Annotated in this window: 24 protein-coding genes and 3 pseudogenes; 13 read left to right on the plus strand and 14 right to left on the minus strand. The window is 70.2% G+C overall.

What is annotated here, in order from left to right; genetic code table 11:
* Window positions 1-24: 24 nt before the first annotated feature.
* The 3 genes from V1227_RS12740 to V1227_RS12750 are packed head-to-tail and all read right to left on the minus strand — an operon-like array spanning window position 25 to window position 2808.
* On the minus strand, window positions 25-882 hold the full coding sequence (locus V1227_RS12740; RefSeq protein WP_329792720.1) for a PfkB family carbohydrate kinase: 858 nt from the start codon (window positions 880-882) through the stop codon (window positions 25-27).
* A gap of 28 nt (window positions 883-910) precedes the next feature.
* Complete coding sequence (locus V1227_RS12745) at window positions 911-1639, minus strand: hypothetical protein (RefSeq protein ID WP_329792721.1); 729 nt, start codon at window positions 1637-1639, stop codon at window positions 911-913.
* A 44-nt stretch (window positions 1640-1683) separates the two neighbouring features.
* On the minus strand, window positions 1684-2808 hold the full coding sequence (locus tag V1227_RS12750) for a GAF domain-containing protein (RefSeq protein ID WP_329792722.1): 1125 nt from the start codon (window positions 2806-2808) through the stop codon (window positions 1684-1686).
* Window positions 2809-2935: 127 nt separating this feature from the next.
* On the opposite strand from V1227_RS12750, the gene exaC reads away from it, so the two are divergent.
* From exaC to V1227_RS12770, 4 genes are read left to right on the plus strand one after another with little or no spacing between them, the layout of a single operon-like run.
* The gene (gene exaC, locus V1227_RS12755) at window positions 2936-4459 is read left to right on the plus strand and encodes an acetaldehyde dehydrogenase ExaC (RefSeq protein ID WP_329792723.1); all 1524 of its coding nucleotides are present in this window, start codon (window positions 2936-2938) and stop codon (window positions 4457-4459) included.
* A complete protein-coding gene (locus tag V1227_RS12760) occupies window positions 4459-4827 on the plus strand; it encodes a DUF779 domain-containing protein (protein WP_236224728.1) in 369 nt (122 codons plus the stop codon). The genes exaC and V1227_RS12760 overlap by 1 nt, the downstream gene beginning before the upstream one ends.
* Before the next feature lie 9 nt (window positions 4828-4836).
* Window positions 4837-5691: a hypothetical protein gene (locus V1227_RS12765; RefSeq protein ID WP_329792724.1), complete on the plus strand. Its 855-nt coding sequence runs from the start codon at window positions 4837-4839 to the stop codon at window positions 5689-5691.
* A complete protein-coding gene (locus V1227_RS12770) occupies window positions 5688-6500 on the plus strand; it encodes a hypothetical protein (RefSeq protein ID WP_329792725.1) in 813 nt (270 codons plus the stop codon). Before V1227_RS12765 ends, V1227_RS12770 begins: the two co-directional genes overlap by 4 nt.
* Here V1227_RS12770 and V1227_RS12775 read toward each other — a convergent pair.
* Window positions 6488-7069: an acetoacetate decarboxylase family protein gene (locus V1227_RS12775; RefSeq protein WP_329792726.1), complete on the minus strand. Its 582-nt coding sequence runs from the start codon at window positions 7067-7069 to the stop codon at window positions 6488-6490. The two genes, V1227_RS12770 and V1227_RS12775, sit on opposite strands and share 13 nt — an antisense overlap.
* Before the next feature lie 83 nt (window positions 7070-7152).
* Here V1227_RS12775 and V1227_RS12780 point away from each other — a divergent pair, with 83 nt between their 5' ends.
* On the plus strand, window positions 7153-8421 hold the full coding sequence (locus tag V1227_RS12780; RefSeq protein WP_329792728.1) for an alpha/beta hydrolase family protein: 1269 nt from the start codon (window positions 7153-7155) through the stop codon (window positions 8419-8421).
* Between the two features lie 74 nt (window positions 8422-8495).
* Window positions 8496-8882, plus strand: a complete 387-nt coding sequence (locus V1227_RS12785) for an SgcJ/EcaC family oxidoreductase (RefSeq protein ID WP_329792729.1) — start codon at window positions 8496-8498, stop codon at window positions 8880-8882.
* Between the two features lie 95 nt (window positions 8883-8977).
* Here V1227_RS12785 and V1227_RS12790 read toward each other — a convergent pair whose 3' ends face one another.
* Complete coding sequence (locus V1227_RS12790) at window positions 8978-10042, minus strand: chitinase (RefSeq protein WP_329792730.1); 1065 nt, start codon at window positions 10040-10042, stop codon at window positions 8978-8980.
* A 552-nt stretch (window positions 10043-10594) separates the two neighbouring features.
* On the minus strand, window positions 10595-11548 hold the full coding sequence (locus V1227_RS12795) for an SDR family NAD(P)-dependent oxidoreductase (protein WP_329792731.1): 954 nt from the start codon (window positions 11546-11548) through the stop codon (window positions 10595-10597).
* 106 nt (window positions 11549-11654) lie between these two features.
* On the opposite strand from V1227_RS12795, the gene V1227_RS12800 reads away from it, so the two are divergent.
* The gene (locus tag V1227_RS12800; protein WP_329792732.1) at window positions 11655-12185 is read left to right on the plus strand and encodes a TetR/AcrR family transcriptional regulator; all 531 of its coding nucleotides are present in this window, start codon (window positions 11655-11657) and stop codon (window positions 12183-12185) included.
* Here V1227_RS12800 and V1227_RS12805 read toward each other — a convergent pair.
* Window positions 12142-12609 carry a GbsR/MarR family transcriptional regulator gene (locus tag V1227_RS12805; RefSeq protein ID WP_236224717.1) on the minus strand — a complete coding sequence of 156 codons (468 nt, stop codon included), beginning with the start codon at window positions 12607-12609 and terminating at the stop codon, window positions 12142-12144. The genes V1227_RS12800 and V1227_RS12805 overlap by 44 nt on opposite strands.
* Window positions 12610-12674: 65 nt before the next feature.
* Here V1227_RS12805 and V1227_RS12810 point away from each other — a divergent pair, with 65 nt between their 5' ends.
* The 3 genes from V1227_RS12810 to V1227_RS12820 are packed head-to-tail and all read left to right on the plus strand — an operon-like array spanning window position 12675 to window position 15861.
* Window positions 12675-13217 carry an FAD-binding protein gene (locus V1227_RS12810; protein ID WP_236224716.1) on the plus strand — a complete coding sequence of 181 codons (543 nt, stop codon included), beginning with the start codon at window positions 12675-12677 and terminating at the stop codon, window positions 13215-13217.
* An 11-nt stretch (window positions 13218-13228) separates the two neighbouring features.
* Window positions 13229-14743: an alkaline phosphatase D family protein gene (locus V1227_RS12815; protein ID WP_329792733.1), complete on the plus strand. Its 1515-nt coding sequence runs from the start codon at window positions 13229-13231 to the stop codon at window positions 14741-14743.
* Window positions 14740-15861 carry a hypothetical protein gene (locus tag V1227_RS12820; protein WP_329792734.1) on the plus strand — a complete coding sequence of 374 codons (1122 nt, stop codon included), beginning with the start codon at window positions 14740-14742 and terminating at the stop codon, window positions 15859-15861. Before V1227_RS12815 ends, V1227_RS12820 begins: the two co-directional genes overlap by 4 nt.
* A 1-nt stretch (window position 15862) precedes the next feature.
* Here the strand turns inward: V1227_RS12820 and V1227_RS12825 are convergent, their stop codons facing one another.
* Window positions 15863-16897, minus strand: coding sequence for an aldo/keto reductase (locus V1227_RS12825; RefSeq protein WP_442916530.1), 1035 nt, complete (start codon window positions 16895-16897; stop codon window positions 15863-15865).
* Between the two features lie 62 nt (window positions 16898-16959).
* Here V1227_RS12825 and V1227_RS12830 point away from each other — a divergent pair, with 62 nt between their 5' ends.
* Window positions 16960-17349: a MerR family transcriptional regulator gene (locus tag V1227_RS12830; RefSeq protein WP_236224713.1), complete on the plus strand. Its 390-nt coding sequence runs from the start codon at window positions 16960-16962 to the stop codon at window positions 17347-17349.
* Window positions 17350-17359: 10 nt separating this feature from the next.
* Window positions 17360-18028 (plus strand): MOSC domain-containing protein, encoded by a 669-nt coding sequence (locus tag V1227_RS12835; protein ID WP_329792736.1) that lies wholly within the window; start codon window positions 17360-17362, stop codon window positions 18026-18028.
* A 136-nt stretch (window positions 18029-18164) separates the two neighbouring features.
* Here V1227_RS12835 and V1227_RS12840 read toward each other — a convergent pair.
* Window positions 18165-18360, minus strand: a pseudogene (locus tag V1227_RS12840) (transposase); the annotation flags it as partial.
* 42 nt (window positions 18361-18402) lie between these two features.
* Between V1227_RS12840 and V1227_RS12845 the strand changes: the two are divergent.
* Window positions 18403-18522: pseudogene (locus V1227_RS12845) on the plus strand (IS5/IS1182 family transposase); the annotation flags it as partial.
* A gap of 18 nt (window positions 18523-18540) precedes the next feature.
* Here the strand turns inward: V1227_RS12845 and V1227_RS12850 are convergent.
* The 5 genes and pseudogenes from V1227_RS12850 to V1227_RS12870 all read right to left on the minus strand — a co-directional run bounded on the left by V1227_RS12850 (window position 18541) and on the right by V1227_RS12870 (window position 23036).
* Window positions 18541-20910, minus strand: a complete 2370-nt coding sequence (locus tag V1227_RS12850; RefSeq protein ID WP_329792737.1) for an ATP-binding protein — start codon at window positions 20908-20910, stop codon at window positions 18541-18543.
* A gap of 327 nt (window positions 20911-21237) precedes the next feature.
* Window positions 21238-21677, minus strand: a pseudogene (locus V1227_RS12855) (IS701 family transposase); the annotation flags it as partial.
* Window positions 21678-21836: 159 nt separating this feature from the next.
* Window positions 21837-22241 carry a protein-tyrosine phosphatase family protein gene (locus tag V1227_RS12860; RefSeq protein WP_329792739.1) on the minus strand — a complete coding sequence of 135 codons (405 nt, stop codon included), beginning with the start codon at window positions 22239-22241 and terminating at the stop codon, window positions 21837-21839.
* A 19-nt stretch (window positions 22242-22260) separates the two neighbouring features.
* Complete coding sequence (locus V1227_RS12865; RefSeq protein WP_329792740.1) at window positions 22261-22650, minus strand: DUF1304 family protein; 390 nt, start codon at window positions 22648-22650, stop codon at window positions 22261-22263.
* Window positions 22647-23036, minus strand: a complete 390-nt coding sequence (locus V1227_RS12870; RefSeq protein ID WP_329792741.1) for a cupin domain-containing protein — start codon at window positions 23034-23036, stop codon at window positions 22647-22649. The genes V1227_RS12865 and V1227_RS12870 overlap by 4 nt, the downstream gene beginning before the upstream one ends.
* Window positions 23037-23079: the final 43 nt, after the last annotated feature.

Here is a 23079-nt window from a genome sequence, read left to right on the forward strand (position 1 = left end):
CGCCGACAACGATAACGCGACTGATCAGCGTCCGGTGAGGTTCGGCCGTCCGCCGGGGTGCGTCACGGTGGCCCCGGACGCCTCCACGGCCAGCCGGGCCGCGTCCTCGGGACCGTCTCCCCGCGTGAGCGCGAACGTCAGCGCCGCCACGAACGCGTCGCCGCCGCCGGTCGTGTCGACGACCTCGACGTCGCCCAGGGGCACCACCAGCTCTCCCCCGTCCCAGACGAACACGTTGCCCACGTCGTCCACGGCGAACGCGACGAGCTCCTTGGGCATCAGCTCGCGAGCCGCGCTCACCGCGTCGTCCGCCGTCCCGATCGTCCGGCCGGTGAGCAGCTCGGCCTCCCGGTGGTCGGCGCGCACGACGTCGGCGCACTCCAGCAGTTCGGCTCGCAGCCGTTCGGGCGCGCCGTCGAGCACGACCCGGCCCCGCGCCGCCCGCGCGGCCTTCAGCGCGACCTCGGGCGGTTGCTGCAGCTGCACGACCACGGCGGCCGCGCCCTCGATCAGGTCGACCGGCAGGTCTTCCTCGCGCACCAGCAGGGCGTCCGGGAGGTGCTCCAGGTAGCGCCAGCCGTCCGCCACGACGTCGACGATCAGGCCGGTCTCCTGGTCCGGCCGGCGCACCACGGCTCCGGTCGCGATCCCGTCCGCGGCGGCCCGCGCGATCAGCCGCTCGCCGACGTCGTCGTCACCGACCACGCCCACGAGCGCGACCGGCGCGCCCAGCTGCGCCAGGCTGACGGCGATGTTCGCGCCCTTGCCGCCGAGCATCTCCCGGCGCTCCCGCACGGGCGCGGTGCCCCCGGCGTCCGGCACCTCGTCGACGACGAGGACCAGGTCCCGCGCGATCTGTCCCACCACGACGACTTCCTCCACGGTGCAGGACTACCCGGCCGGGCACCGATCAACTCCGCGAGAACCGATCGGTGACGTCCTCGCCGCCGGGAAGCACGGCGAAGAGGTCGACCGGCGTCCGCGGCGACACCATCTCGCCGCGGTGCTCGCGCTTGAGCCGGTCCCTCGCGACGGCGACCTGCTCGCCCGGCGCGGCCAGCACGAGAACCGGCACGGCGCCCTGCGAGACGTGCGCGCCCACCCCGTCCTCGCTGCCGCGCCCGAACTTCAGCACCTTGCCGTACCGCACGAGGTAGAGCAGTGTCTCCTCCCCGCGCGCACGCTTGAGCTGCTGCACTTCGCCCGTCTCGTCGTTGCGGCCCCACGTGCCGTGCGACTTCATGAGCCAGCGGAAGCCCGTCCACGGCAGCCCGTGCACGTCGGTCGCGAGCACGGTCCAGCCGGGCCGGGCGTACCTGGCGAGCCGGACCTTGACGGTCGTCGCGGCGATGAGCTCCGAGTTCTCCCGCCAGGTGCCGTCGAGCTCCAGCCGGTGCGCGATCTCCTGCACCGCCGGGTCCGGCACCGACCTGTCGTCCAGGCACACCAGGCACCGCGTGCGCGCCCCGGTACCGCAGGACCGCGCGACACCGCACCAGCCGCACTGCTGGATCTGCACGGGCGCACCACCGGGCCTGTCGTGCAGCACCTTCATCTGGTCCGCCACGACCCGCAGGCACGGCGCGCACAAGGCACACCACGCGACCTCGGTGACCTCTTTGCGCGGCAACTTGGTCATGCAGTTGATGCACTGCTTCACTTGCCCTCCCCTTGCGGGAAAGCCTATTCCAGCGCCCTTCTCAGGCGCGAGGACACAAGAGCGTGACGGGGGTCGGTGACGGGCAGCAACACCCGCAGGCGTTCGAGCACCTCCGCGTCCTCCCCGCTGTCCGCGAACGCCAGCAGCGCGTCGAGGTCGCCTCGCTCCAGCACGCCCTTGCGCACCGCGGCGGCCAGGTCGGCCCGTTCCTCGCGGACCACCGGGGCGTCCGAGCGCGGCAGCAGATCACCGCTGTAGTGCCGGGTCGCCTCGCCCGCGTCGCCGGACCGCAGTGCCGTCCGCACGTCCAGGAAGTCGCCTCGCACCACCGCGTCGAGCCGGTACGGCCTCGTCAGCAGGACACCACCGAGCTGCGCGCGCAGCCTGTGCAGCTCCGCGCGGACCGTGGTCGGGTTCCCCCGCTCGCCGTAGAGCCACAACGCGAGCTGCTCGGCCGTCAGCCCCCTGGGGTGCAGGGCGAGGGCGGTCAGCACCTCGGCGTTGCGCAGCGTGAGCGCGAGCGGCCTGCCGTCCAGGTCGGCGTGCAACCCGCCGAGGAACTCCAGCGTCAGCACGTGCCGGCGCGGGGCGAACTGCCGCAGGTGGTGCGTGGCGAGCTGGGCGGCCGCGGACACGAGCCGCGCGACGGCCGGGTGCATGGTCTCCAGCGGCCCGCTGATGTCGACGACGCCGAGCAGGACGCCGGTGTGCGGGTCGTGGATCGGGCTCGCGGCGCACGTCCAGCCGTGGTAGGTGCGCACGAGGTGTTCACGCGAGTGGACGGTGACCGGACGGCCGGTCGCGAGAGCGGTGCCCATCGCGTTCGTGCCGATGACGTCCTCGCTCCAGTGCGAGCCCTCGGTGAGGCGGACCCGGTCGGCCCGGTGGCGGATCCGGTTGTCGCCCTCGCACCACAGGATGTGCCCGCGCGCGTCGGTGACTATCATGATCGTGTCGTCCACCGACAGGGTGCCGCGCAGCAGCGGGATGGCGTGCGCGAGCGGGTGCGCTCCCCGCAGGTCCGCGATCTCGTCGGGCGCGTAGACGACCGGCGCCTCGTGCCGGTCCGGGTCGACGCGCGCGGCGAGGGACCGCCGCCACGACTCGAAGATCACCGGGCGGGCGTCCCCCAGCTCAGCTGGGTGCATCAGTCAAGGATGCAGGCCGTGTTGCCGCACCCGCAAGCACCTCGTTGCTCCGATCGGATGCAACGCGGGTGAAACGTTGCCGGTTCTACGTTCGCCGCCTGTTCGCAACGACGCGGGAGGAACGCCCATGGCGAAGTACGCGGCTCCGGGACAACCGGACAGCGTGGTCACGTACCGCGACCAGTACGACCACTTCATCGGAGGCGAGTACGTACCGCCCGCCAAGGGCGAGTACTTCGCCAACCCCACCCCGGTCACCGGTGAGGAGTTCACCGAGATCGCCCGGGGCACCGCCGAGGACGTCGACCGCGCGCTCGACGCGGCCCACGGCGCCGCCCGCGCGTGGGGCAGGACCTCACCAGCCGAGCGCGCGAACGTCCTCAACAGGATCGCCGACCGCATCGAGGAGAACCTCGAGAAGCTCGCGGTCGCCGAGACGTGGGAGAACGGCAAGCCGGTCCGCGAGACGCTGGCCGCGGACCTGCCGCTCGCGGTGGACCACTTCCGCTACTTCGCGGGCGTGATCCGCGCCCAGGAGGGCGGCATCTCGCAGATCGACGAGGACCTGGTCGCCTACCACTTCCAGGAGCCGCTGGGCGTCGTCGGGCAGATCATCCCGTGGAACTTCCCGCTGCTCATGGCGACGTGGAAGCTCGCCCCCGCCCTGGCTGCGGGCAACGCGGTGGTGCTCAAACCCGCCGAGCAGACCCCGGCGTCGATCCACGTGCTGATGGAGCTGATCGCCGACCTGATCCCGCCGGGCGTGCTCAACGTCGTCAACGGCTTCGGCGTCGAGGCGGGCAAGCCGCTCGCGTCCTCGCGCCGCGTGGCGAAGGTGGCGTTCACCGGCGAGACGACCACCGGACGGCTGATCATGCAGTACGCCAGCGAGAACATCATCCCGGTCACGCTGGAGCTCGGCGGCAAGTCGCCGAACGTGTTCTTCAACGACGTGGCCGCGCAACGGGACGCCTTCTACGACAAGGCTCTCGAGGGCTTCACGATGTTCGCGCTCAACCAGGGCGAGGTCTGCACGTGCCCGTCGCGGGCGTTGATCCAGAGCGACATCTACGACCAGTTCCTCGGTGACGCCGTCGAGCGCACCAAGGCCGTCAAGCAGGGCAACCCCCTCGACACCGAGACGATGATCGGCGCGCAGGCGTCCAACGACCAGTTGGAGAAGATCCTGTCGTACATCGACATCGGCAGGCAGGAGGGCGCCCGCGTGCTGACCGGCGGCGAGCGCGCCGACCTCGGCGGCGAGCTGTCCGGCGGCTACTACGTGACGCCGACGGTGTTCGAGGGCGACAACAAGATGCGGATCTTCCAGGAGGAGATCTTCGGCCCGGTCGTCTCCGTCGCGCGGTTCTCCGACTACGACGACGCCGTGAAGATCGCCAACGACACGCTCTACGGCCTGGGCGCCGGCGTGTGGTCGCGCGACGGCTCGGTGGCCTACCGCGCCGGCCGCGACATCCAGGCGGGCCGCGTGTGGGTGAACAACTACCACACCTACCCGGCGCACGCGGCGTTCGGCGGTTACAAGCAGTCCGGCATCGGCCGCGAGAACCACCGCGTGATGCTCGACCACTACCAGCAGACCAAGAACCTGCTCGTCAGCTACTCGCAGAACGCCCAGGGCTTCTTCTGATGCCCCGCGTGGCCCTGACCCCGGAGGCGGCGGCTCTCCTGCGCCGCCTCCGGGCTGACCACGGCGAGCTGATGTTCCACCAGTCCGGCGGGTGCTGCGACGGCTCCGCCCCGATGTGCTACCCGCTCGGGGAGTTCCGCACCGGCTCGTCGGACGTGCACCTCGGCGACCTCGACGTGGACCCCGACCCGCCCGCGGAGGCCTTCACGGTTCCCGTCTGGATGTCCGCGGCGCAGTTCGAGCACTGGAGCCACACGCACCTGACGATCGACGTCGTGAAGGGCCGTGGGAGCGGTTTCTCCCTGGAGGCACCACTGGGAGTGCGCTTCTTGGTGCGTTCCCGTTTGCTCTCGGACGAGGAGCTCTAACATGCGCGCATGACCGTCCAATGCGGATGCTGCGGAGCCGAGATCACGTCCACCGACCGCATCGACTACCGGCTGAACCGTCCGGAGCAACTGATCGGCGTACCCGGCGGGCAGCTGGGCGCGCCGACGGGCGGACTGCTCGTCGGACCGGACGGTGACTCCTACATCCGTTGTCTGCTCCCGGTTCGGCTGACCGGCGGAACGGAGCTCGTGTTCGGCGCGTGGACGCAGATCAGCAAAGTCGACGCGATGTACGCGCACGCCGTGTGGGACAACGACGAGCAGTACGCGAACCTGCGCGTCGCCGGCAGGTTCGCGAACGTCATCAAGCCGTGGGACGTCTTCGGCGTGCCGGTCGAGGCGGCCGTGCTCAACACCGACGAGCTCCCCTACTTCACCTCGCACCCGTTGCTGGACAGGGAATGGGACCGCGACGAGGTGCTGTGCCGCATCCGGCACCCGCTGCCCGTTCCCGTGCGCGAGACGCTCGGCGAGGTCTGGTCCGTCGAACGCTCCGAGGGCATGCGGTGCGCGGTCGAGGGCCGCACGGTCAGGTTCACGAGCCCCGGCCGCCGCGTGGCGCTCGACGTCTACGCCGACCTCACCGGCGGCAGCGTCAGCGACTTCCTCGGCGCGGTCCTCGACGGCTACCCCGCGACCGCCGAGCACTCGGTCTCCCACGACGGCCCGGAGCTGCGGCACGCGTTCTGGCTCAGCGAGGTCATCGACGGCCACGAGGAACAGGTCTTCCACGGGCACGTCGTCCGTCCCGGCACGATGATCTCCGTGCGCTGCGTGTACCGCTATCCGGCAGACAGCGCGTGGGCACAGCACGTGCTCAACAGCGTGCGGTACATCGGATGACGGCCTGCGCGTGCTGCGGCGCGGAGGTCGACGAGTCGGGCGCCCTGGACCTGGACCTCGGCCTGCCCGCCGGCGCGGCGGGAGCCGAACGCCTCGCGGACGGCAACGTGCTGCTGGGCGAGCAGGCGTACGTCCGGTGCGCGCTCCCCGTCGAGCTGACCGGTGACCTGGAGCTGTGGTTCGACGCGTGGATTCGGGTCACCGCCGCGGCCGCCCGGCGCGCCGCAGAGGCGTGGGGCGACCCGTCGCTGCGGCTGACGGGCACGTTCGCGCACGCCATCAAGCCGTGGGACGACCTGCACGGCGCCGAGGTCGTCGCGGAGGTCGTCGAACCCGGCACGCCGCCCGAGCTCGTCGAGCACCCGTTGCTCGGCACGACCTGGGACCGCGACCGGGTGCTCAGCGCCGTCCCGGTCGCCCTGCCGATCTCGATCCGGCAGAAGGTGCGCGGCCCGTGGAGCGTCGAGCGCACCGCCGGGCTGACACCGCACCTGCTCCCGGACGGCCTGCGGTTCGCCGCACCCGGCAGCGCGGTGTTCGTCGACACCCGCAAGCTGCAGGGCATGCCCGCCGACCGGTTCCTCGCGATGGCGCTGGAGAACGCGCCGACCGTGCCCGCCGACCAGCAGTTCCTGGTGCGGGACGGCGTCGAGCTGCGGCACGGGCTGTGGCTCACCACGAACCGGCGCGAGTTCTACGGCCACGTCGCGCGGTTCGGCGAACTGCTGCTCGTGACGTGCCTTCACGACGACCCGGCCGACCACGCCTGGGCGCGGCACGTGCTGAACAGCGTCCGCTACGAGCCCTGACCGAACGTCAGCCTCATGTCGTCCATCGCGACGCTCACCACCGGTGTGCGTCCGGTCAGGTAGCCCAGCGGCCCGCCGGCCGGCACCAGCCACGCGGCCTTGACCAGGCGGTAACGGCCGGACATGACGGCTCGGGCGCGCACGTCCCTGCCGTCGAGGTGCTGGGCGATCGGACCCGCGAACCGCCACCTGCCCGGCAGCGGCAGAAGGCTCTTGACCGCGACCGCCGCGATCGACGAGCCCGCGCCGAAACGGGCGAGCTGCTTCGGGATGGCCCACAGCTCGCGGCCGCCCCGCCGCGACGCCTCGCTGTCGACCCAGATCTGCGGCACGGACACGGCCACCGCCCCGCGGTCCAGGACCGGCACCGCCACGAGCAGCTCTTCGTAGGTGAGCACGCTGCCCGGTTCGTACGACACGAACGCGACGGCGACGAAGGCACTGCCCGCCAGTGTGATCGGTCTCGCGCCGCGCGGCAGGTGCTCCTGCGGCACCTCGTCGCGCGGTACGCGGAACACGGAGATCACAGCGGATCCCCTCATGTGCCAGGGCTCAGGTGGGTACCGCACGCCCCTGATCGTAACGTCAGGGAAATCCCAAGTTCGGGCGAGTGAGCTGGACCACTCTTCGCGGCGGGCTGACGATTCCCGCCATGAACGTCCTGCTGGCATTCGCACTCACCGCGAGTCTCACGTCGCCGGTGCACCTGCCCCCGACCGCACCGTGCCCGGAGAACGTCCCCGCCGGCACCACCTGCTACGAGGGCCGGGACGCCAACGGCGCGTACTACACGATCGCCGTGCCGAAGAAGTGGAACAAGGCGCTGGTCGTGCACTCGCACGGCGGCCCCGACCTCGGCGCCCCCACGCCCGAGCGCACCCGCGACGACCTGAACCGCTGGGCCGTCATGGTCAAGGAGGGATATGCCTGGGCCGGCACGTCCTACCGGCGTGGCGGCTACGGCACGCGGATGGCGGCGGAGGACACGGACAACCTGCGCCGCATGGTCAGCGGGATGCTCAAGCCGCACAAGGTGTTCCTGCACGGGCAGTCGTGGGGCGGCAACGTCGCGGCCAAGACCGTCGAGCTCTACCGGGGCTACGACGCGGCGCTGCTCACCAACGGCGTGATGGCGGGCGGCTCGCGCGGCTACGACTACCGCGTCGACCTGCGCGTGGTCTACCAGTACCACTGCGGCAACCACCCGCGCCCGTCCGAGGTGCAGTACCCGCTCTGGCAGGGCCTGCGGCCCGGCTCGACGATGACGTCCGCCGGTCTGCGCGGCCGCATCGAGGACTGCCTGGGTATGGCGGGCAGCCGCACCCCCGAGCAGCAGCAGAAGCTCACCGACATCCTCGCCGTCACCAAGATCCCCGAGGAGACCCTGAACTCGCACCTGAACTTCGCGACGTTCACGTTCCGCGACATCGTCCACAACCGACTGGGCGACCGGAACCCGTGGAGCAACGCGGGCGTGGTCTACAAGGGTTCGCACGACGACCAAGCCCTGAACGCGGGCGTCGAACGCTTCGCCGCCGACCCCGCGGCCCGCGCCGAACTGGCGTACGACAGCGACCTCACGGGCAAGATCGACATCCCGGTCCTGTCCCTGCACGCGATCGGCGACCCGACGGCGTTCGTCGAGCACGAGTCGGCCTACCGCGACACCGTGCGGAAGGCGGGCCGCTGGTACAACCTCGTGCAGACCTTCACGACCGAGGCGACGCACAGCTCGTTGAGCGACTCCGAGTACGCCGCGGCCATGCAGTCCCTCGCCACCTGGGAGAAACGCGGCCTGCGCTCCAACCCGTTCCTGATCGCCGCCTCCTGCGCCGACCACGACCGGGAGTACGGCACGGGCTGCTTCTTCGACCCCCGGTACAAGCCCGCGCCGTACGAGTCGCGGGTCGCGCCCCGCTGACTCCCGCCGGCCCGGCCGCGGTGTCCGCGGCCGGGCTTGACCTCCAGCCAGGTCGAGACACCACCATCTCGACCATGACCGACATCTCCGGCATCGAGAAGCTCGTCGCCACCGTCGAGCACTCCCGGCAGAACGAGCTCGCGGAGGAGTTCATCGACCTCTTCCGCCCCGACGCGATCTGGACCACCGCCCACGGCAAGCGGCTCACCGGCCGTGACGAGATCGCCTCCTTCGCCCGCCGGGTCCTGCCCGGCGCGACGAAGGAGGCGACCGCCACCTACGAGGTGGCGCACGTGCTGTTCATCCGCCCGGACGTGGCGGCCGTGAAGATCCGCCAGCGCCCGATCCGCCCCGACGGCACACCGCTGTCCGGCCAGAACGAGGGCTCGCCGCTCCACGTCCTGTCCGAAGAGGACGGGGAGTGGCGGATCGCCGCGGGCCGGAACACCATCGTGCTCTGAGAACCTGCTCGCGAACCGGAGTGGCGGACGCGCGGCTGACGGCCTCTCGGCACGTGCCGACGAGGGGCAGCCGTCCGATGGCTCCTTCTGCGTTCCTACCGCCCCTGCAACGACTTCACGTTGTCACCGAACGTCCAGCCCCTCGAACCGTCCCAGTTGACCGACCAGGTCATCAACCCCTTGAGCCGGCCACCGAAGCTGTTCCACGCCTGCCCCACCAGCGAAGGGCTCATGTACCCGCCACCGGCCCCCGGCTGGGCGGGCAACCCGGGAACCTGCTTGTCGTAGGGCACCTTGATCGTGGTGCCCTGCACGACCAGCCCCTTGTCGAGGCACTGCGTCTGCGCCACGAACCCCTGCACCGTCCCGGCCTGGTAGCTGTCACCGGAACACCCGTACATGGACCCGTTGTAGTACTGCATGTTCAGCCACCACAGACGCCCGTTGTCCGCGTACTTCTTGATGATCGGCAGGTAGGCGCCCCAGATCGAGCCGTACACGACGCTGCCACCCGTCACGTACGCGGTCTCCGGTGCCATGGTGAGCCCGAACCCCGCCGGCATCGCGGCCAGCACCCCGTCGATGATGCGGACGAGGTTCGCCTGAGACGCCGACAGCTGGTTGATGTTGCCGCTGCCCACCAGCCCGGTCTCGATGTCGATGTCGATCCCGTCGAAGTTGTACTTCTTGAGGATCGGCACCACGGTCGCGATGAACCGGTTCGCCACGGCCGTCGAGCTCAGGTCGATGCCCGCGGTGGCGCCCCCGATCGACAGCAGGACGGTGGCCCCGGCGGCCTTCGCCGCGCACATCTCGGCCGGGGTGGCGACCTTGACGCCCGCGTCCATGCCGTCCTCCCACAGCACGGTGCCGTCGGAGCGGATGACCGGGAAGGCAGCGTTGATCACGTTGTAGCCGTGCTGCTGGATGCGGGCGTCGGTGATCGGGGTCCAGCCGAACGGCGGGTGCACGCCGTTCGCCGCGCCGTCCCAGTTCTCCCAGTAGCCGTGGAGGACTTTGCCCGCGGGACGCGGTTTGAGGGTGCAGGTGTCGGCTGCCCGGGGCTGCGGTTCGGTCTGGGCCTGTGCCTGGGCGGGGATGAGGGTGCTCAGGAGCAGAAGCAGGGCTGTCAGCGCCCTGGAGAACGTACGGGCAGACATTCGCTCACCTTTCGCTTACAGGCGGCGACCCTGTGTCATTGAAGCACGAAATGGTCCAGACCTCTAGCGCGTGAGCTTGCAGGCGGGGAGGCCGGTGGTGGTTGCTGGACGCCGAAGGCAGGCCATGACGGCATGGAGGCGGCGGCAATCCTGCCTCGCCACCCGCGAGCGGACTCCTCCGAGCCGTGGGACGGAGCCAGCCGACGCGGCACAGGACCGCAAGGTCCCCACCATCAACCCCAACGGAGGCCTGCGGCACCGCTTCCCGGCATGGAGTCGGGCAGCGCACCTCCACGCCGGACAGCGAAGCTGCCCTCCCGCACGGCCGGTCAGCGGTCGCCCTTCCCCCAGCCTGTGCGTGGCGTCCGATGGCACCGCCCCTGCGGCCTCAGGCCGCCACCAGAGGGTTTCCTCGGACACCTCCCGCAACCGGGCAGCCGACTCCGGATCCTGCGCGTAGGGACCCACCGCAGAGGTGCGAGCCGCCCGCGACAGACACCGCCTCCCCCCAGGCGTGGGCGCGGCGTCCAGCGGCGCCACGCCCCGCGGGCCTCAGGCCGCCTTCAGCGACCACAGGGTTTCCTCCGACACCTCCCACAACCGGGCAGCCGACTCCGGATCCTGCGCGTAGGGAGCCACACCGCGAAGGTGCGAGTCGCCCGTGACGGGCGCCGCCTCGGCGCAGTCCTCGAAGTACCGGCCGGAGATGCCGTCCAGCAGGGGCGAGGTGGCGACCACCAGGGTGGTGGCGGCGCCCTGTTCCGGCGTTTTCACGCGGCGGGTGGCCGTGGCGCCGCTGCGGCGGATGCGGTCCTGGAGTTCCTCCGTGGTCAGGTGGCGCTGGAGGTTCGTGGCGATGCTGCCGGGCATCAGGGCGTTCATCGTGACGCCCTCGCCGGCCCAGCGGCGGCCTGCCTCCACGCCGAAGAGGATGTTCGCGGTCTTCGACTGGCCGTAGGCCTGCCAGCGGTCGTACTCGCGGCGGGCGTAGTGGAGGTCGTCGAAGACGACGTCGCTCATGAGGTGGGCCGAGGAGCTGACGTTCACGACCCGGGCGCCTTCGGCTCGCAGGGAGTTGAAGAGGCCGTGGGTGAGGGTGAAGTGGCCGAGGTGGTTCGTGGCGAACTGGAGCTCCCAGCCCTCCGGCGTGCGGGTCAGCGGCGTGGCCATCACACCCGCGTTGTTGATCAGCAGGTGCAGCGGGCCGTCCCAGTTGCGGGCGAAGGCCTTCACCGACGCCTGGGACGCCAGGTCGAGCTTGGCGACCGAGATGGCGCTGTTCCCGGTGGACCTCGCCAGGGACGCGGCCACCCGGTGGCCCGCGTCGACGTCGCGCGCCGCGATGGTGACCTCGGCCCCCGCGGCGGCCAGCGCCCGCACGGTCTCGACGCCGATGCCCGACGCCCCACCCGTGACCACGGCGCGACGGCCGGAGAGGTCGACCCCCTCGACGACCTCGAGAGCGGTGCTCTCGAAGCCGAACGGGGTGGTGATGCGCTCACTCATCCGATTCCCCTGCCTGTGTCGTACACTGAAACGGAGGTTCCTCCGGTTCGGGTTCCACCGTAAACGGAGGAACCTCCGTTTGGCAAGTGACCACAGGAGTGATGAAGTGCGCGCTGACGCCGTCCGCAACCGGGGACTGCTGCTCGAGGTGGCACTGGACGCCTTCACCCACGGCGGGGACACGACGCTGGGCGCCATCGCCAAGCAGGCCGGCGTCGGCATCGGCACGCTCTACCGGCACTTCCCCACCCGAGAAGCGCTGATCGAGGCCGTCTACCGCACGGAGCTGGAGAAGCTCTGCGACGCGGCCCCCGAGCTGCTGGAGAGCAACGACCCCGAGGCGGCGCTGCGGGAGTGGATGAACCGCTTCATCGCCTACATCACGACCAAGCGCGACCTCAAGGACGCGCTGCAGGCCGTGATCGCCCTGGGCGTCAACCCGTTCGAGCACAGCCGCGCCAAGCTGACCGAGGCGATCACGCGGCTGCTGGCCCCGCTGGGCGCCACCGCGCAGCCGCTGGACGTGATGACGCTGCTGGTCGCGGTCGCCCAGAACCAGGACGCCGATCAGGCGAAGCGGCTGCTCGACCTCGTCATGGCCGGGATCCTCCACGGCGCTGCTCGAACCGCTCGATGATCGAGGGCACCTCGCCGAGCAGGAACTCGTAGAAGTCCCGCATGTACTCCAGCCGTTCGCGGGCGGGCCCCGGCCCGACGGACCGCACTCCGGCCGAGACGGCGGCGAGGATGTCGTCGATCGGGGCGTGCTGCCTGCCGTACAACGTCGTCCACGCCCGGTCGCGCATGCGGTAGTGCTCACGTCGGCTGCCGGGCGCGGGCGCCCGCTCGACCAGCCCCATCTGCAGCACCATCTTGATCGCGCCGGACACCGATCCCGCGCTCGCCCCGAGCTCCTCGGCCAGGTCCCCCGCGGTCAGCGACGGTTCGTCGGTGAACAGGAACGCCGCCAGCACCCGCGCCGCCATCCGCTGCATCCCCGCACCGCTCAGCGTCAACGCCAGGTGCTCCGCCGCGTGCCTGCGCCCTGTCTCGCCCGTCACAGCCACCCTGTCTTCAGAAATTTCTGAACATTCGCTAGCCTCGATCCTAGGGGGAAGGGGCTGGCATGGCCACAGATCTCACAGCTTTCGCGCGCACCGCGCTCGTCGTCGGCACCGGGATCGCCGGCCTGGCCGCCGCGCTCCGGCTCACGCACAACGCGTGGCAGGTGGTCGTGCTGGACCACGGCACCCACCACGACCCCGTGCCCATCACCGGCCCGGACCGCCACGCCGCGCGACGGCTCGCCGCGCTTCCCCACGACCTGCGCTTCGAGACGCGGCACAGCACCGTCACCGCCCTGCGCCCCGACCGCTTCGGCGTCACGGTCGCGTTCAACGACCACGACGACGAGTGGTTCGACGTCGTGGTGTGCGCCCAGCCGTGCTGCCGGGCGGAACGATTACCCGGCCTGGGCGTCGACGCCTGGTCCCGCGACCACGTGGCCCTGCTGCACCGCGCCGTCCGCGACACGGGCCTCCCGCTGAGCGCGGCCGAGCTGCTCGCCGACGCGTTCGACGTGCACACCGACGAGCACGCGGCTTTCGCCTGGTGGGAAACCACCCTGCAGCCACACGCAATTAGGCGGGCCTTTACCCGCGTCCGGTAACTGTGCGGGTCATGACCACGTTACGGAGACGTACCTTCATCGTGGGCGGGCTCGCGGGAGCGAGCGCCGGAGTTCTGCTTCCCGCACTGGCCAACGCGATCGGCTACCCGTTCACCCTGGGCGTCGCGTCCGGCGAACCGGCGGCCGACGGGTTCGTGATCTGGACCCGCCTCGCCCCGAACCCCCTGAACGCCGACGGTCTCGGCGGCATGCCCAACACCAACACCGCCGTCGAGTGGCAGGTCGCCACCGACGAGCGCTTCACCGCCATCGCCCGCACCGGCACCTTCACCACCACCCAGGCGGGCGGGCACGCCGTCCACGTCACCCTCACCGGCCTGGAACCAGGCCGCGAGTACTGGTACCGCTTCCGCACCGGCGGTCACATCTCGCCCGTCGGCCGCACCCTCACCGCACCGGCCGTGGGGACCCAGCCCGAGCTGACGATGCTCTTCGCGTCGTGCTCGCACTACGAGGAGGGCTACTTCACGGCCTACCGCCGCATGGCCGAGGAGCACCCCGACCTGGTCCTGCACCTCGGCGACTACATCTACGAAGGCGGCGCCACCACCACGAAGGTCCGGCAGTTCGCGCCCTCCGCGGAGATCAGCACGCTGGCGAACTACCGCGTCCGCCACGCCCAGTACAAGACCGACCCGGACCTGCAGGCCGCGCACGCCGCGGCGCCCTGGCTGGTCGTCTGGGACGACCACGAGGTCGAGAACAACTACGCGAACCTGATCCGCAACGACACCAACCCCGCCGGTGACTTCAAGGCCCGCCGCGCGGCCGCCTACAAGGCGTACTACGAGCACATGCCGCTGCGCAGCGCCCAGGCGCCCACGGCCGAGAACATGCTGCTGCACCGCAGGGTCCGCTGGGGCAGCCTCGCCACGTTCCACATGCTCGACACCCGCCAGTACCGCAACGACCAGGCCTGCGGTGACGGCACGAAGGTCTGCCCGGCCGCCGACGACCCCGCGCGCACGCTCACCGGCACGTCGCAGGAGACGTGGCTGATCGACGGCCTGCGGCAGAAGCTCGGCACGTGGGACTTCCTCGGCCAGCAGGTGTTCTTCGCGCAACGGCTCGCCGCGGCGGACGGCTCGAAGAGCATGGACGCCTGGGACGGCTACACCGCCAACCGCACCCGCATCCAGAACGCGTGGGACACCAACGGCAACAAGGGCACCGTCGTGCTCACGGGCGACGTGCACCGCAGCTGGGCCGCGAACCTCATGCAGAACTACGGCACCCAGAACCGGATCATCGGCACCGAGCTCGTCACCACGTCGGTCACGTCCGGCGGTGACGGCAACGCGGCCGACAACAGCCTCAACCCGACGCTGAACCCGCACGTCAAGTACTTCAAGAACCTGCGCGGGTACGTGAAGACCCGCACGACCTCAGCGGAGATGCGGGTGGACTTCCGCGCCGTCGACAAGGTCACCGTCCGCGACTACCCGGTCAAGACCGTCGGCAGCTACGTCGTCGAGTCGAACAACCCCGGATTGCAGGCGCCGTGAAGACACTGCTGATCGCGAGCCTGCTGCTCGCCCCCACCCCGATGACGTGGTCGACGGTCAACAGCGACTCGACCGGCGACCAGGACAACGCGTCCGTCTCCTCCTCCCGCAACGGCTACACGGCCGTCGTGTGGGAGGACGACCGCGACACCACCGCCCCGGAGGACCCCGTCCACTCCGACGTCTGGATCCGCCTCTACAAGGAGGGCGCGTCGGTCTACGAGAAGAAGCTGAGCACCGGCGGCACCGGCACGTGGCGGCACTGGCAGCCGGACGTGTCGGTGCGCGAGGACGGCAGCGCCGTCGTCGTCTGGTCCGAGGACCCGGACGGCAACGGCTACTACAACATCGCCGTCCGCTCCGTCAGCGCGAGCGGCACCGTGTCCGGTTCCGGCACGGCCAACGCGAACGCCGACGGCCAGCAGTACTTCCCGAGCGTCGCGGCGGACCCGGACAGCGCGGGCTTCGCGGTCACGTGGGAGGACAAGCAGGGCACGAACGCATCCACCACCCGCGTGAGCATGTTCGCGTCGATCAGCTCCAAGTCCTACGAGGCGCAGGTCAACAACGCCGGTGGCACCCACGCCAAGCCGCAGGTCGCGATGGGCGCGGCGGGCAACGCAGTGATCGTGTGGGAGGCGGACGCGAACGTCGCCCGCAAGATCGTCACCCCGGCCGGTGGCGTCAAGCAGGCGCAGACCACGACGGGGCAGGGGAAACGCCCCGCCGTGGCGGCCGGCTTCAACGGCGACTTCGCCGTCGCCTGGGAGCAGTCCGGCGTCCGCGTCCAGTCGTTCACGGCGGCCGGGACCTCACGCGGTGCCGTCGCCCAGACCACCGGCGCCGACCCGCAGATCGGCATCGACGACCAGCTCGGCGTCGCGGTGACCACGGCGGAGGCGCAGGACGTGCACACGAGCGTCTACAACCCCGACGGCACCACGACCGGACGGCCGGAGCGGCAGCTCACGGTCTCCAACTCCACCGGCAGGCAGGACGAGCCGGCCGTGGGCGTCGACCCGTGGGGCCGCATCACCGTCGTCTACACCGACGACAACGACGGCAACTCCTACGACCAGATCTACCTGGGCACCGGTCTGAGCACCCAGCGGTGGTGAGTCAGCGCTGATCGAGCGGCCTGCGTCGCTGGTGGACGTCCACCAGCGACGCGGGCTTCCAGCCCCCGCTCACGTCGTAGGTGTCGACGCCGGGCGGCACGATCTCGTCGACGCGGTCCAGCACGTCGTCGGTCAGCACCAGCGAGGCGCCCTCCAGCAACGACTCCAGGTGCTCCATCGTGCGCGGACCGGTGATCGCCGAGGTCACGGCCGGGTGCGTCGTCACGAACGCGACGGCCAGCGCCGGCAGCGACACCCCCATCTCGCCGGCGAGCTCCGCGAACTGCTCCACCGCGTCGAACTTCGCCGTGTTGCCGGGCAGCGACTCGTCGAACCGCTCCGGGGTGAGCGTCGCCCGGAACGCCTCGGCCACCCCGCCGCGCCGGTGCTTCCCGGACAGGAACCCGCTGGCCAGCGGACTCCACACCAGCACACCCATCCCGAGCCGCCGCGCCGTCGGCAGCACCGACCGCTCCACCCCGCGCGCCAGCAGCGAGTAGGGCGGCTGCTCGGTCCGGAACCGCATCAGCCCGCGGTCGCGCGCCACCCGGTCGGCCTCGACGAGCTCCTCCGCCCCGAACGTCGACGAGCCGAACGCACGGATCTTGCCCTGCCGCACCAGGTCCGTGAGCACGGACAGGGTTTCCTCGACGTCGGTCCTCGGATCGGGCCGGTGCACCTGGTAGACGTCGATCCAGTCGGTGCCGAGGCGGCGGAGGCTGTCCTCGACGGCGCGCACGACGTACCTGCGCGAGTTGCCGCCGCGGTTGCGGCCCTCCCCCAGCGGGAAGTGGAACTTGGTGGCGAGCACGACGTCGTCGCGCCGGCCCTTCACCGCCTTGCCGACGATCACCTCGGAGTCGCCCACCGAGTACATGTCGGCGGTGTCGACGAAGTTGATGCCCTCGTCGAGGGCCCGGTGGATGATCCGCACGCCCTCCTCGTGGTCGTTGTTGGCGACCGAGCCGAACATCATGGCGCCGAGGCAGTGGTGGCTGACCTCGATGCCGGTTCCCCCGAGCACGCGATAACGCATAGTCATGCAGGGCAACCTAGGAACTAGAGTCGTCTCCAGGTCAAGAACCTATGCTCGGACGCATGGGCTTGAGCATCGGACAGGTCGCCGAACGCACCGGGCTGAGCGTGCACGCGCTGCGGTTCTACGAGAAGGAAGGCATCCTCGCGCACCAGGTCCACAGAGGACCGGGTGGCCGCAGGGTCTACACGCAGCAGGACGTGGACTGGCTGCGCATGTGCATCATGCTGCGCATGTCCGGGATGCCGGTGCCGGAGATCCGCCGCTACACCGAGCTCGTCCGCCAGGGCGACGGCAACGAGCCGCAGCGGCTCGACATCCTCAAGGAGCACCAGGAGCGCGTGCGGCAGCAGATGGTGCAGCTGCAGGAGTGCATGGACCTGATCACCTACAAGGTCGGGAAGTACGAGGACTACGTCAATTCGATCGCCGCCCGCGCGGTCGGGCAATAGGGTGCGGACCATGTCTGTCGTGCTCTCGCTGAACATCGCCCGCAAGACGGTGCCCGTCGACTACGCCCGCACGGGGGCGACCGGAATCGGCAAGCACCCGGTCGACGGCCCGCTGGAGGTCACCGCGCCCGGTCCCAGGGGGACGGCCGGCAGCGGTGTCGCTGGCGACTCGATCGGTGACCGGTCGGTGCACGGCGGCGACTACCAGGCCGTGTACGGCTACGCGCGCGAGGACCTCGACTGGTGGGCGTCCGAGCTCGGCGTCGAGCTCGGCAACGGCCAGTTCGGCGAGAACATCACCACGCAGGGCATCGACCACACGACGGCGCTGGTCGGCGAGCGCTGGCGGATCGGCACGGCGCTGCTGGAGGTCACCGCGCCGCGCATCCCGTGCCGCACGTTCGCCGAGTTCCTCGGGCAGCGCGGCTGGGTGAAGCGGTTCACGCAGGTCGCGCGCCCCGGCGCCTACTTCCGCGTGCTGGAGCCGGGCCTCGTCGGGCCGGGTGACGAGATCACCGTGGTGCACCGGCCCGGCCACGACGTGACGGTCGAGCTGTTCTTCCGCGCCGTGACGACCGAGGCGGACCTGCTGCCCCGGCTCCTGGAAGCCGGCGACTCGGTGCCGCCCGAGGTGGTCGAGCTGGTGCACAAGCGTTCGGTGGTCGAGCTCGACTCCTAGTGGTGCTTTGTCAGGCGCTGCTGACCTGAGTTGTTGTTGTGGGGTGTTCGGGTCTGGACGGGTTGTCGGCAGGTGTGGCAGATGCCTGTCCAGACCGCGAGTAAGGCCTGGAGTTCGCGCAGAACCGCGTAGAGGGTCAGGCCTGCGCAGGGGCTTTGGGGTGCGGCGGAGCTGGGTGCAGATGGCCTGGGCGACGGTGGCGAGGGTGACGTGGCGGTGCCGGCCGAGCCAGGAACGGCTTTGAAGTGGTCCAGGCCGAGGCCGTCTTCGAGTTCGCGGTGGCCGTGCTCGATGCGCCAGCGGATCTTGGCCAGCCGCACCAGGTCCCGCAGTTCTCGGCTCCGACCTGGGCACGGTCAGGTAGGTCGTGGAGCGCACGATCAGCCTGGTACCACGGCATGAAACGGCTGCGCATCCGTTGGGAACGCCGCGACGACATCCACGAAGTCCTCCTCGGCCTCGCCACCTGCATCATCTGCTGCCGACACGTCTGACGATGGTGTCAGGGCCAGTTAGTCTCGACCGCCCCGATCGGTCTCGTTCAGTTCGTCGAGTTGCCGTTGGACGCGTTGGGCGTCGGTGACGCGGCTTTGTTCCCGGTACAGCTCCAGTGCCTCCCGCCAGACCGCGCGGACCTGCTCGTGCCCCAGGGCGGCGTGGGGGTGGCCGAGGTTGTCGAGGGTGTTTGCGATCAAGTAGGTGTTGCCGAGAGTGCGGAACAGGGTGAGGGCCTGCTGGTAGTGATCAAGGGCCTGGTGGTGGTCGCCGGTGCGGTGAGCGATGAACCCCAGGCTGTCCAGGACGGACGCCTCGACTTCGAGGTCATGTTGGTGTCGCAGCAACGCAAGGGCGGCGCCGCAGTGGTCGCGGGCGGTGTCGAAGTCGCCCAGGCGCGCGGCGTACCAGCCCACCGCGTTGAGCGCGATGGCTTCCCGCACCGGATGGCCGAGGGTGCGATGGAGAGCGAGGGCATGTCGGGCGTGGTCGAGAGCCTGCCGGTCGTCCCCTCGTCGTTCCCAGGCGAGTGCAAGCATCTGGTGGGTGTGTGCTTGTTCGGTGAGATCACAGTGGCGCACGGCTTGGTCGAGGGCGCGGTTGAGGTGTCCGGATGCCTCCTCGTGCAGTCCCAGCAGCGAGCAGACATTGCCGAGGAACCGGTGAGTGCGACTGCGGATGGTGGGATCGGACAGGTGTTCGGCGGCGTCCAGCGCCATCCGCCACGAGGCGAGCGCATCGCGCAGGTGCCCCCGTCGGCGGAAGAAAGTCTCCAACGTCCAGGCAAGGTGCCAGACGATGTGGTGGCGTCCCAAGGCGATTGCGGTGCTTTGGGCGGCGAGGAGGGTGGCGTGTTCGGCCTCCAGCCAGGCCGTCGCGGCTGCGGCGTCGGGCAGCGGGTGCGGGTGGACGTCGGGCGCGGGTGGGTCGGGCCGTACGGGCTGGCGGTGAGGAGCGAGGAGGCGGTCGGCGGTGCGGGCAGTGTGCAGATAGAAGTCCACCACCCGTACCAGGGCTGTCTCTCGTACGTTGTCGGGCAGGTTGTGGGCAGTGGTGGCGGCGTAGTCACGGACCAGGTCGTGCATCGCGTACCGGCCATGTGACTGTCGTTCAGTGAGAGATGCTTCTTCCAAAGCGGAGAGGGCCTTCCGTGCACGGGCCGGAGACAGACCGGTAAGGGAGACCACGGCTGGCAGGGTGGTGTCGGTGCCGGGAGCGATGCCCAGCAACCCGAACACGGCGCGCTGCGTGTCAGTGAGTTGGCGTAGGGACCAGGACAGCACCTTGGGCAGGCTCGCTGCGGGGTCGGTGTCGTGGTCGAGTGTCTCAAGTCCCAGTTGGCGCAGTTCGGCGGCGGTCTCAGCAAGGGAAGTGGCGGGGCGGGTAACAGCGTTGCGGGCAGTGATCGACAGTGCCAGCGGGTAGCCCCGGCACAATTCGATCAGATCCTCGACGGCGTCGGATTCGGCGACGATGCGGTCGCTGCCGACGCGCGCGGCCAGCAGGGCGTGTGCCTCGTCCGGGGTGAGGACGCCCAGGGTGAGGTGGCGGGCGCCGTACCGGTCGATCAGGGAGGCGAGCCGGTGGCGGCCAGTGACCAGCACGGTGCAGGTGGGACTGCCAGGCAGCAGCGGAACGACCTGATCGGCGGTCGCTGCGTTGTCCAGCACGATCAGCATCCGCCTGCCCGCGACCAGGGTCCGGTACAACGCCGCCTGCGTGTCCAGGTCCGGTGGAATGCGTCCGGGATCTACACCGAGGGCGTCGAGGAACCCGCGCACCGCCGCCGCCGGGGCCACCGGGTCGCTAGCCGCGCTGAACCCCCGCAAATCCACGAACAACTGCCCGTCGGGGAAGCGGTGCAGGTTGCGGTGCGCCCAGGCCAACGCCAACCAGGTCTTGCCGATTCCTCCCGCTCCGCCGATCGCCGAGACCATCACGGTCGCACCTGCGACGGGTAGTTCGGTGCGGATCGGTCCAGGTAAGGCGGTACCCGCTCCACTCGGGGCGGCGGTGATCAAAGCATGGTCCAGCTCGATCAGGTCTGCTTCCCGCCCAGCGAACAGCCCCGGCGCGGCGGGCAGTTGCCGCGGTACCACCTGCGCCAGCGGAGAAGGTGCCGCGTGCAGGTGCACATCGCCGTGAATTGCGCCGGCTTGCACTACGCCGCCCGCATGACCTGATGTCGTGTTATATACCTCAGGTCTGTGTCGAGCGTGGGACGCGTCAGGCTCTTGGGACTGCTGCGGCTCGGGTGCCATCACCTCGAACACCTCCTCGGCCTGGTCGGCAAGTCGCAGCGTCGCACCGCGGTCGCCGGATGCCGGCCAGCGCTGGCGAAGTTCACCCGACCGCTCGAACTCGCTCCACAGAGTGACGGACATCATTGGCGAGTCGTCACCGCGACCTACTCTTCGTGAGCGGAGTGCACTGTCCGGTCACTGGTCACCGGGCTGGGGTTCGATCTCACGGCCGGGTTGTGGTGGTTCGGGGTCGTCGCGGTGAGGTTGGTGACCGGCGGCTGGTTTCCGGTGCGCGACCAGCGCGATCGTGTGCGGGGATCAGTTCCGTGTGAACGTTCCTGTCGTCCCCGATCGCGGACGCCCTCGGGTTCATCCGCGCGCAGCTCGAACTCGTTGTGCAGGCTGTCGATCCGCCTGGTGCAGTGGTGGCGTTCGGCGCGGTCCTGCACGATGGGTGAGGGCGGGATGGCGCCAAGACTCGGGCAGGAACAACCGCCAGTCCACCGCGGCCGAGGCCCAGTCGGTGACGGCGTGCACCCTCACCTCGATCTGGCAGTTGCCGCGCTTGCCCACCCCTCCGCAACACATCCGCGCCACACCCGGCGACGACGTGCCGTCCTCGGGAAACCGGTGTCGTCGATGGCCAATGCGTCCGGATCGACGAACTCCGCCGCCCACACCGCCAAACGACGCCGGACCTCCATGTGATCCCAGGTCGAGGTCGTGACGAACTGCTGTAACTCCTGATGGTCAACATGCAAGCGCTCGGCCGTGGGCTGCATCGACTTGCGCTTGCCGTCCAGCAACAGCCCAGGCAGATACAACTCGCCCTTGCCCCGCTGATCACGCCGAGCGAACCCGTCGAACATCTCCGCGGCGAAGTTTTCGATTGCCGGGCGAATCACGGCCATCTTCTCCGGCCCCACCCGCCAAAAGATCACCCCCGCGACACTTCCAACACCGCACCTGGCAAAGCCCTACTAGCGGTGCGGCGCAGAACGTGGCGGTGGGTCCGCACTCAGACGGCGCGCTGAGCACGGATCGCGCCACCGACGTTCCGCGACGCGCCACTAGACCGGGAAACGCCTGACCCAGCGCTTCTGCCACGGCGTCTCGACGGCGCGTCGGTGGTAGTTCGCGCGCGTCCACGCCACGGCCTCGTCGGCGGGCACCCCGGCGAGCACGGCGAGGCACGAGATCACCGTCCCGGTGCGTCCCACGCCCCCGCTGCACGCCACCTCGACCTCCTCGCCCGCCAGGGCACGGGCGTGCAGCGAGCGGATCAGCCTGATCGCGGCCTCGTGGTCGCGCGGCAGCCGGAAGTCCGGCCAGTCGATCCAGTCGTGCTCCCACGGCACGTCAACCGGCTTGGGCTGCAGGTACACCCCGTACCGCGGGTGCGGTTCCACGATCTTGCCGTCGCGCAGGCCGCGGCCCGTGATCACCGCGCCGTCCGGCAGTCGGACCTTCTTCACGCCACTCCCCAGAGGTCTCTCAAGCGAAGACCAGCACCACCAGCGGCGGAACCCCTTCCGCCGCAACGCCTCCCCACGCCTGGTTGCGGGGACGGCTCAGCTCCGGCTGGTCGGCCACGGCCAGCACCACGCTGCCCAGCAGCGTGAACCACGACACGTAGAAGATCAGCGTACGACCCACGAGCTCCTGCCCGCCGTGCAACGCGAAAAGCCCCACGACCAGACCGCCGGCCAGGAACAGGTTGTAGAACCCCACCCCGAACGCCCACAGCCGGATCGCCGGCACGTCCGAGGCGGGCTGGCCGAACATCGACCGGTGCACCCGCCCGATCGGGAACGCCTCGCAGATCCACACGACCACGTGGACCAGGGCGGCGATCCCGGCGGCGACCTGGGCGACGACGCTCACTGCGACACCCCGTGCCGCGACAGCGCCTCCAGGCCGTTCGACGACAGGTCGCGGAAGAACGCGCCCATCCGCTCCCCCACGGCGAACGCCAGGAACTGCACGGACGGCGTGTGCACGGTGAAGGTGTGCAGGGCGTCGGGCGGGATGGCGATGGCGTCACCCGGTGACAGGTCGTGCAGCTCTCCCTCGAGGAACACGGCCATGCGCCCGTGCAGCACGTAGTACACCTTCGGCCACGGAGTCCGGTGCGGTGGCGCGGCCTCGTCGCGCGGTGCGTCCACCTCGAACAGTTCGCAGGCACCACCGGTGTCCTTGCCGGAGATGCGGACGGTGATCTTCGCGTCGGGCACGGACAGCTCTTCGCCCTCGCCGGCTGTTGTCAGCATGCCCGGAAGGGTCCGCTCGTGGCGGGAGCGGCTGCATCCCGGA

Origin of the sequence: Lentzea sp. DG1S-22 (assembly GCF_036321065.1) — a bacterium.
GTDB lineage: Bacteria > Actinomycetota > Actinomycetes > Mycobacteriales > Pseudonocardiaceae > Lentzea > Lentzea jiangxiensis.

Excerpts from the sequence above, each read along its gene's own strand:
- V1227_RS12745 (WP_329792721.1), bottom strand. The coding sequence starts at position 1,639 with ATGACCAAGTTGCCGCGCAAAGAGGTCACCGAGGTCGCGTGGTGTGCC.
- V1227_RS12750 (WP_329792722.1), bottom strand. The coding sequence starts at position 2,808 with ATGCACCCAGCTGAGCTGGGGGACGCCCGCCCGGTGATCTTCGAGTCG.
- exaC (WP_329792723.1), top strand. The coding sequence starts at position 2,936 with ATGGCGAAGTACGCGGCTCCGGGACAACCGGACAGCGTGGTCACGTAC.
- V1227_RS12760 (WP_236224728.1), top strand. The coding sequence starts at position 4,459 with ATGCCCCGCGTGGCCCTGACCCCGGAGGCGGCGGCTCTCCTGCGCCGC.
- V1227_RS12765 (WP_329792724.1), top strand. The coding sequence starts at position 4,837 with ATGACCGTCCAATGCGGATGCTGCGGAGCCGAGATCACGTCCACCGAC.
- V1227_RS12770 (WP_329792725.1), top strand. The coding sequence starts at position 5,688 with ATGACGGCCTGCGCGTGCTGCGGCGCGGAGGTCGACGAGTCGGGCGCC.
- V1227_RS12780 (WP_329792728.1), top strand. The coding sequence starts at position 7,153 with ATGAACGTCCTGCTGGCATTCGCACTCACCGCGAGTCTCACGTCGCCG.
- V1227_RS12785 (WP_329792729.1), top strand. The coding sequence starts at position 8,496 with ATGACCGACATCTCCGGCATCGAGAAGCTCGTCGCCACCGTCGAGCAC.
- V1227_RS12790 (WP_329792730.1), bottom strand. The coding sequence starts at position 10,042 with ATGTCTGCCCGTACGTTCTCCAGGGCGCTGACAGCCCTGCTTCTGCTC.
- V1227_RS12795 (WP_329792731.1), bottom strand. The coding sequence starts at position 11,548 with ATGAGTGAGCGCATCACCACCCCGTTCGGCTTCGAGAGCACCGCTCTC.
- V1227_RS12810 (WP_236224716.1), top strand. The coding sequence starts at position 12,675 with ATGGCCACAGATCTCACAGCTTTCGCGCGCACCGCGCTCGTCGTCGGC.
- V1227_RS12815 (WP_329792733.1), top strand. The coding sequence starts at position 13,229 with ATGACCACGTTACGGAGACGTACCTTCATCGTGGGCGGGCTCGCGGGA.
- V1227_RS12825 (WP_442916530.1), bottom strand. The coding sequence starts at position 16,897 with ATGCGTTATCGCGTGCTCGGGGGAACCGGCATCGAGGTCAGCCACCAC.
- V1227_RS12830 (WP_236224713.1), top strand. The coding sequence starts at position 16,960 with ATGGGCTTGAGCATCGGACAGGTCGCCGAACGCACCGGGCTGAGCGTG.
- V1227_RS12835 (WP_329792736.1), top strand. The coding sequence starts at position 17,360 with ATGTCTGTCGTGCTCTCGCTGAACATCGCCCGCAAGACGGTGCCCGTC.
- V1227_RS12850 (WP_329792737.1), bottom strand. The coding sequence starts at position 20,910 with ATGATGTCCGTCACTCTGTGGAGCGAGTTCGAGCGGTCGGGTGAACTT.
- V1227_RS12870 (WP_329792741.1), bottom strand. The coding sequence starts at position 23,036 with ATGCTGACAACAGCCGGCGAGGGCGAAGAGCTGTCCGTGCCCGACGCG.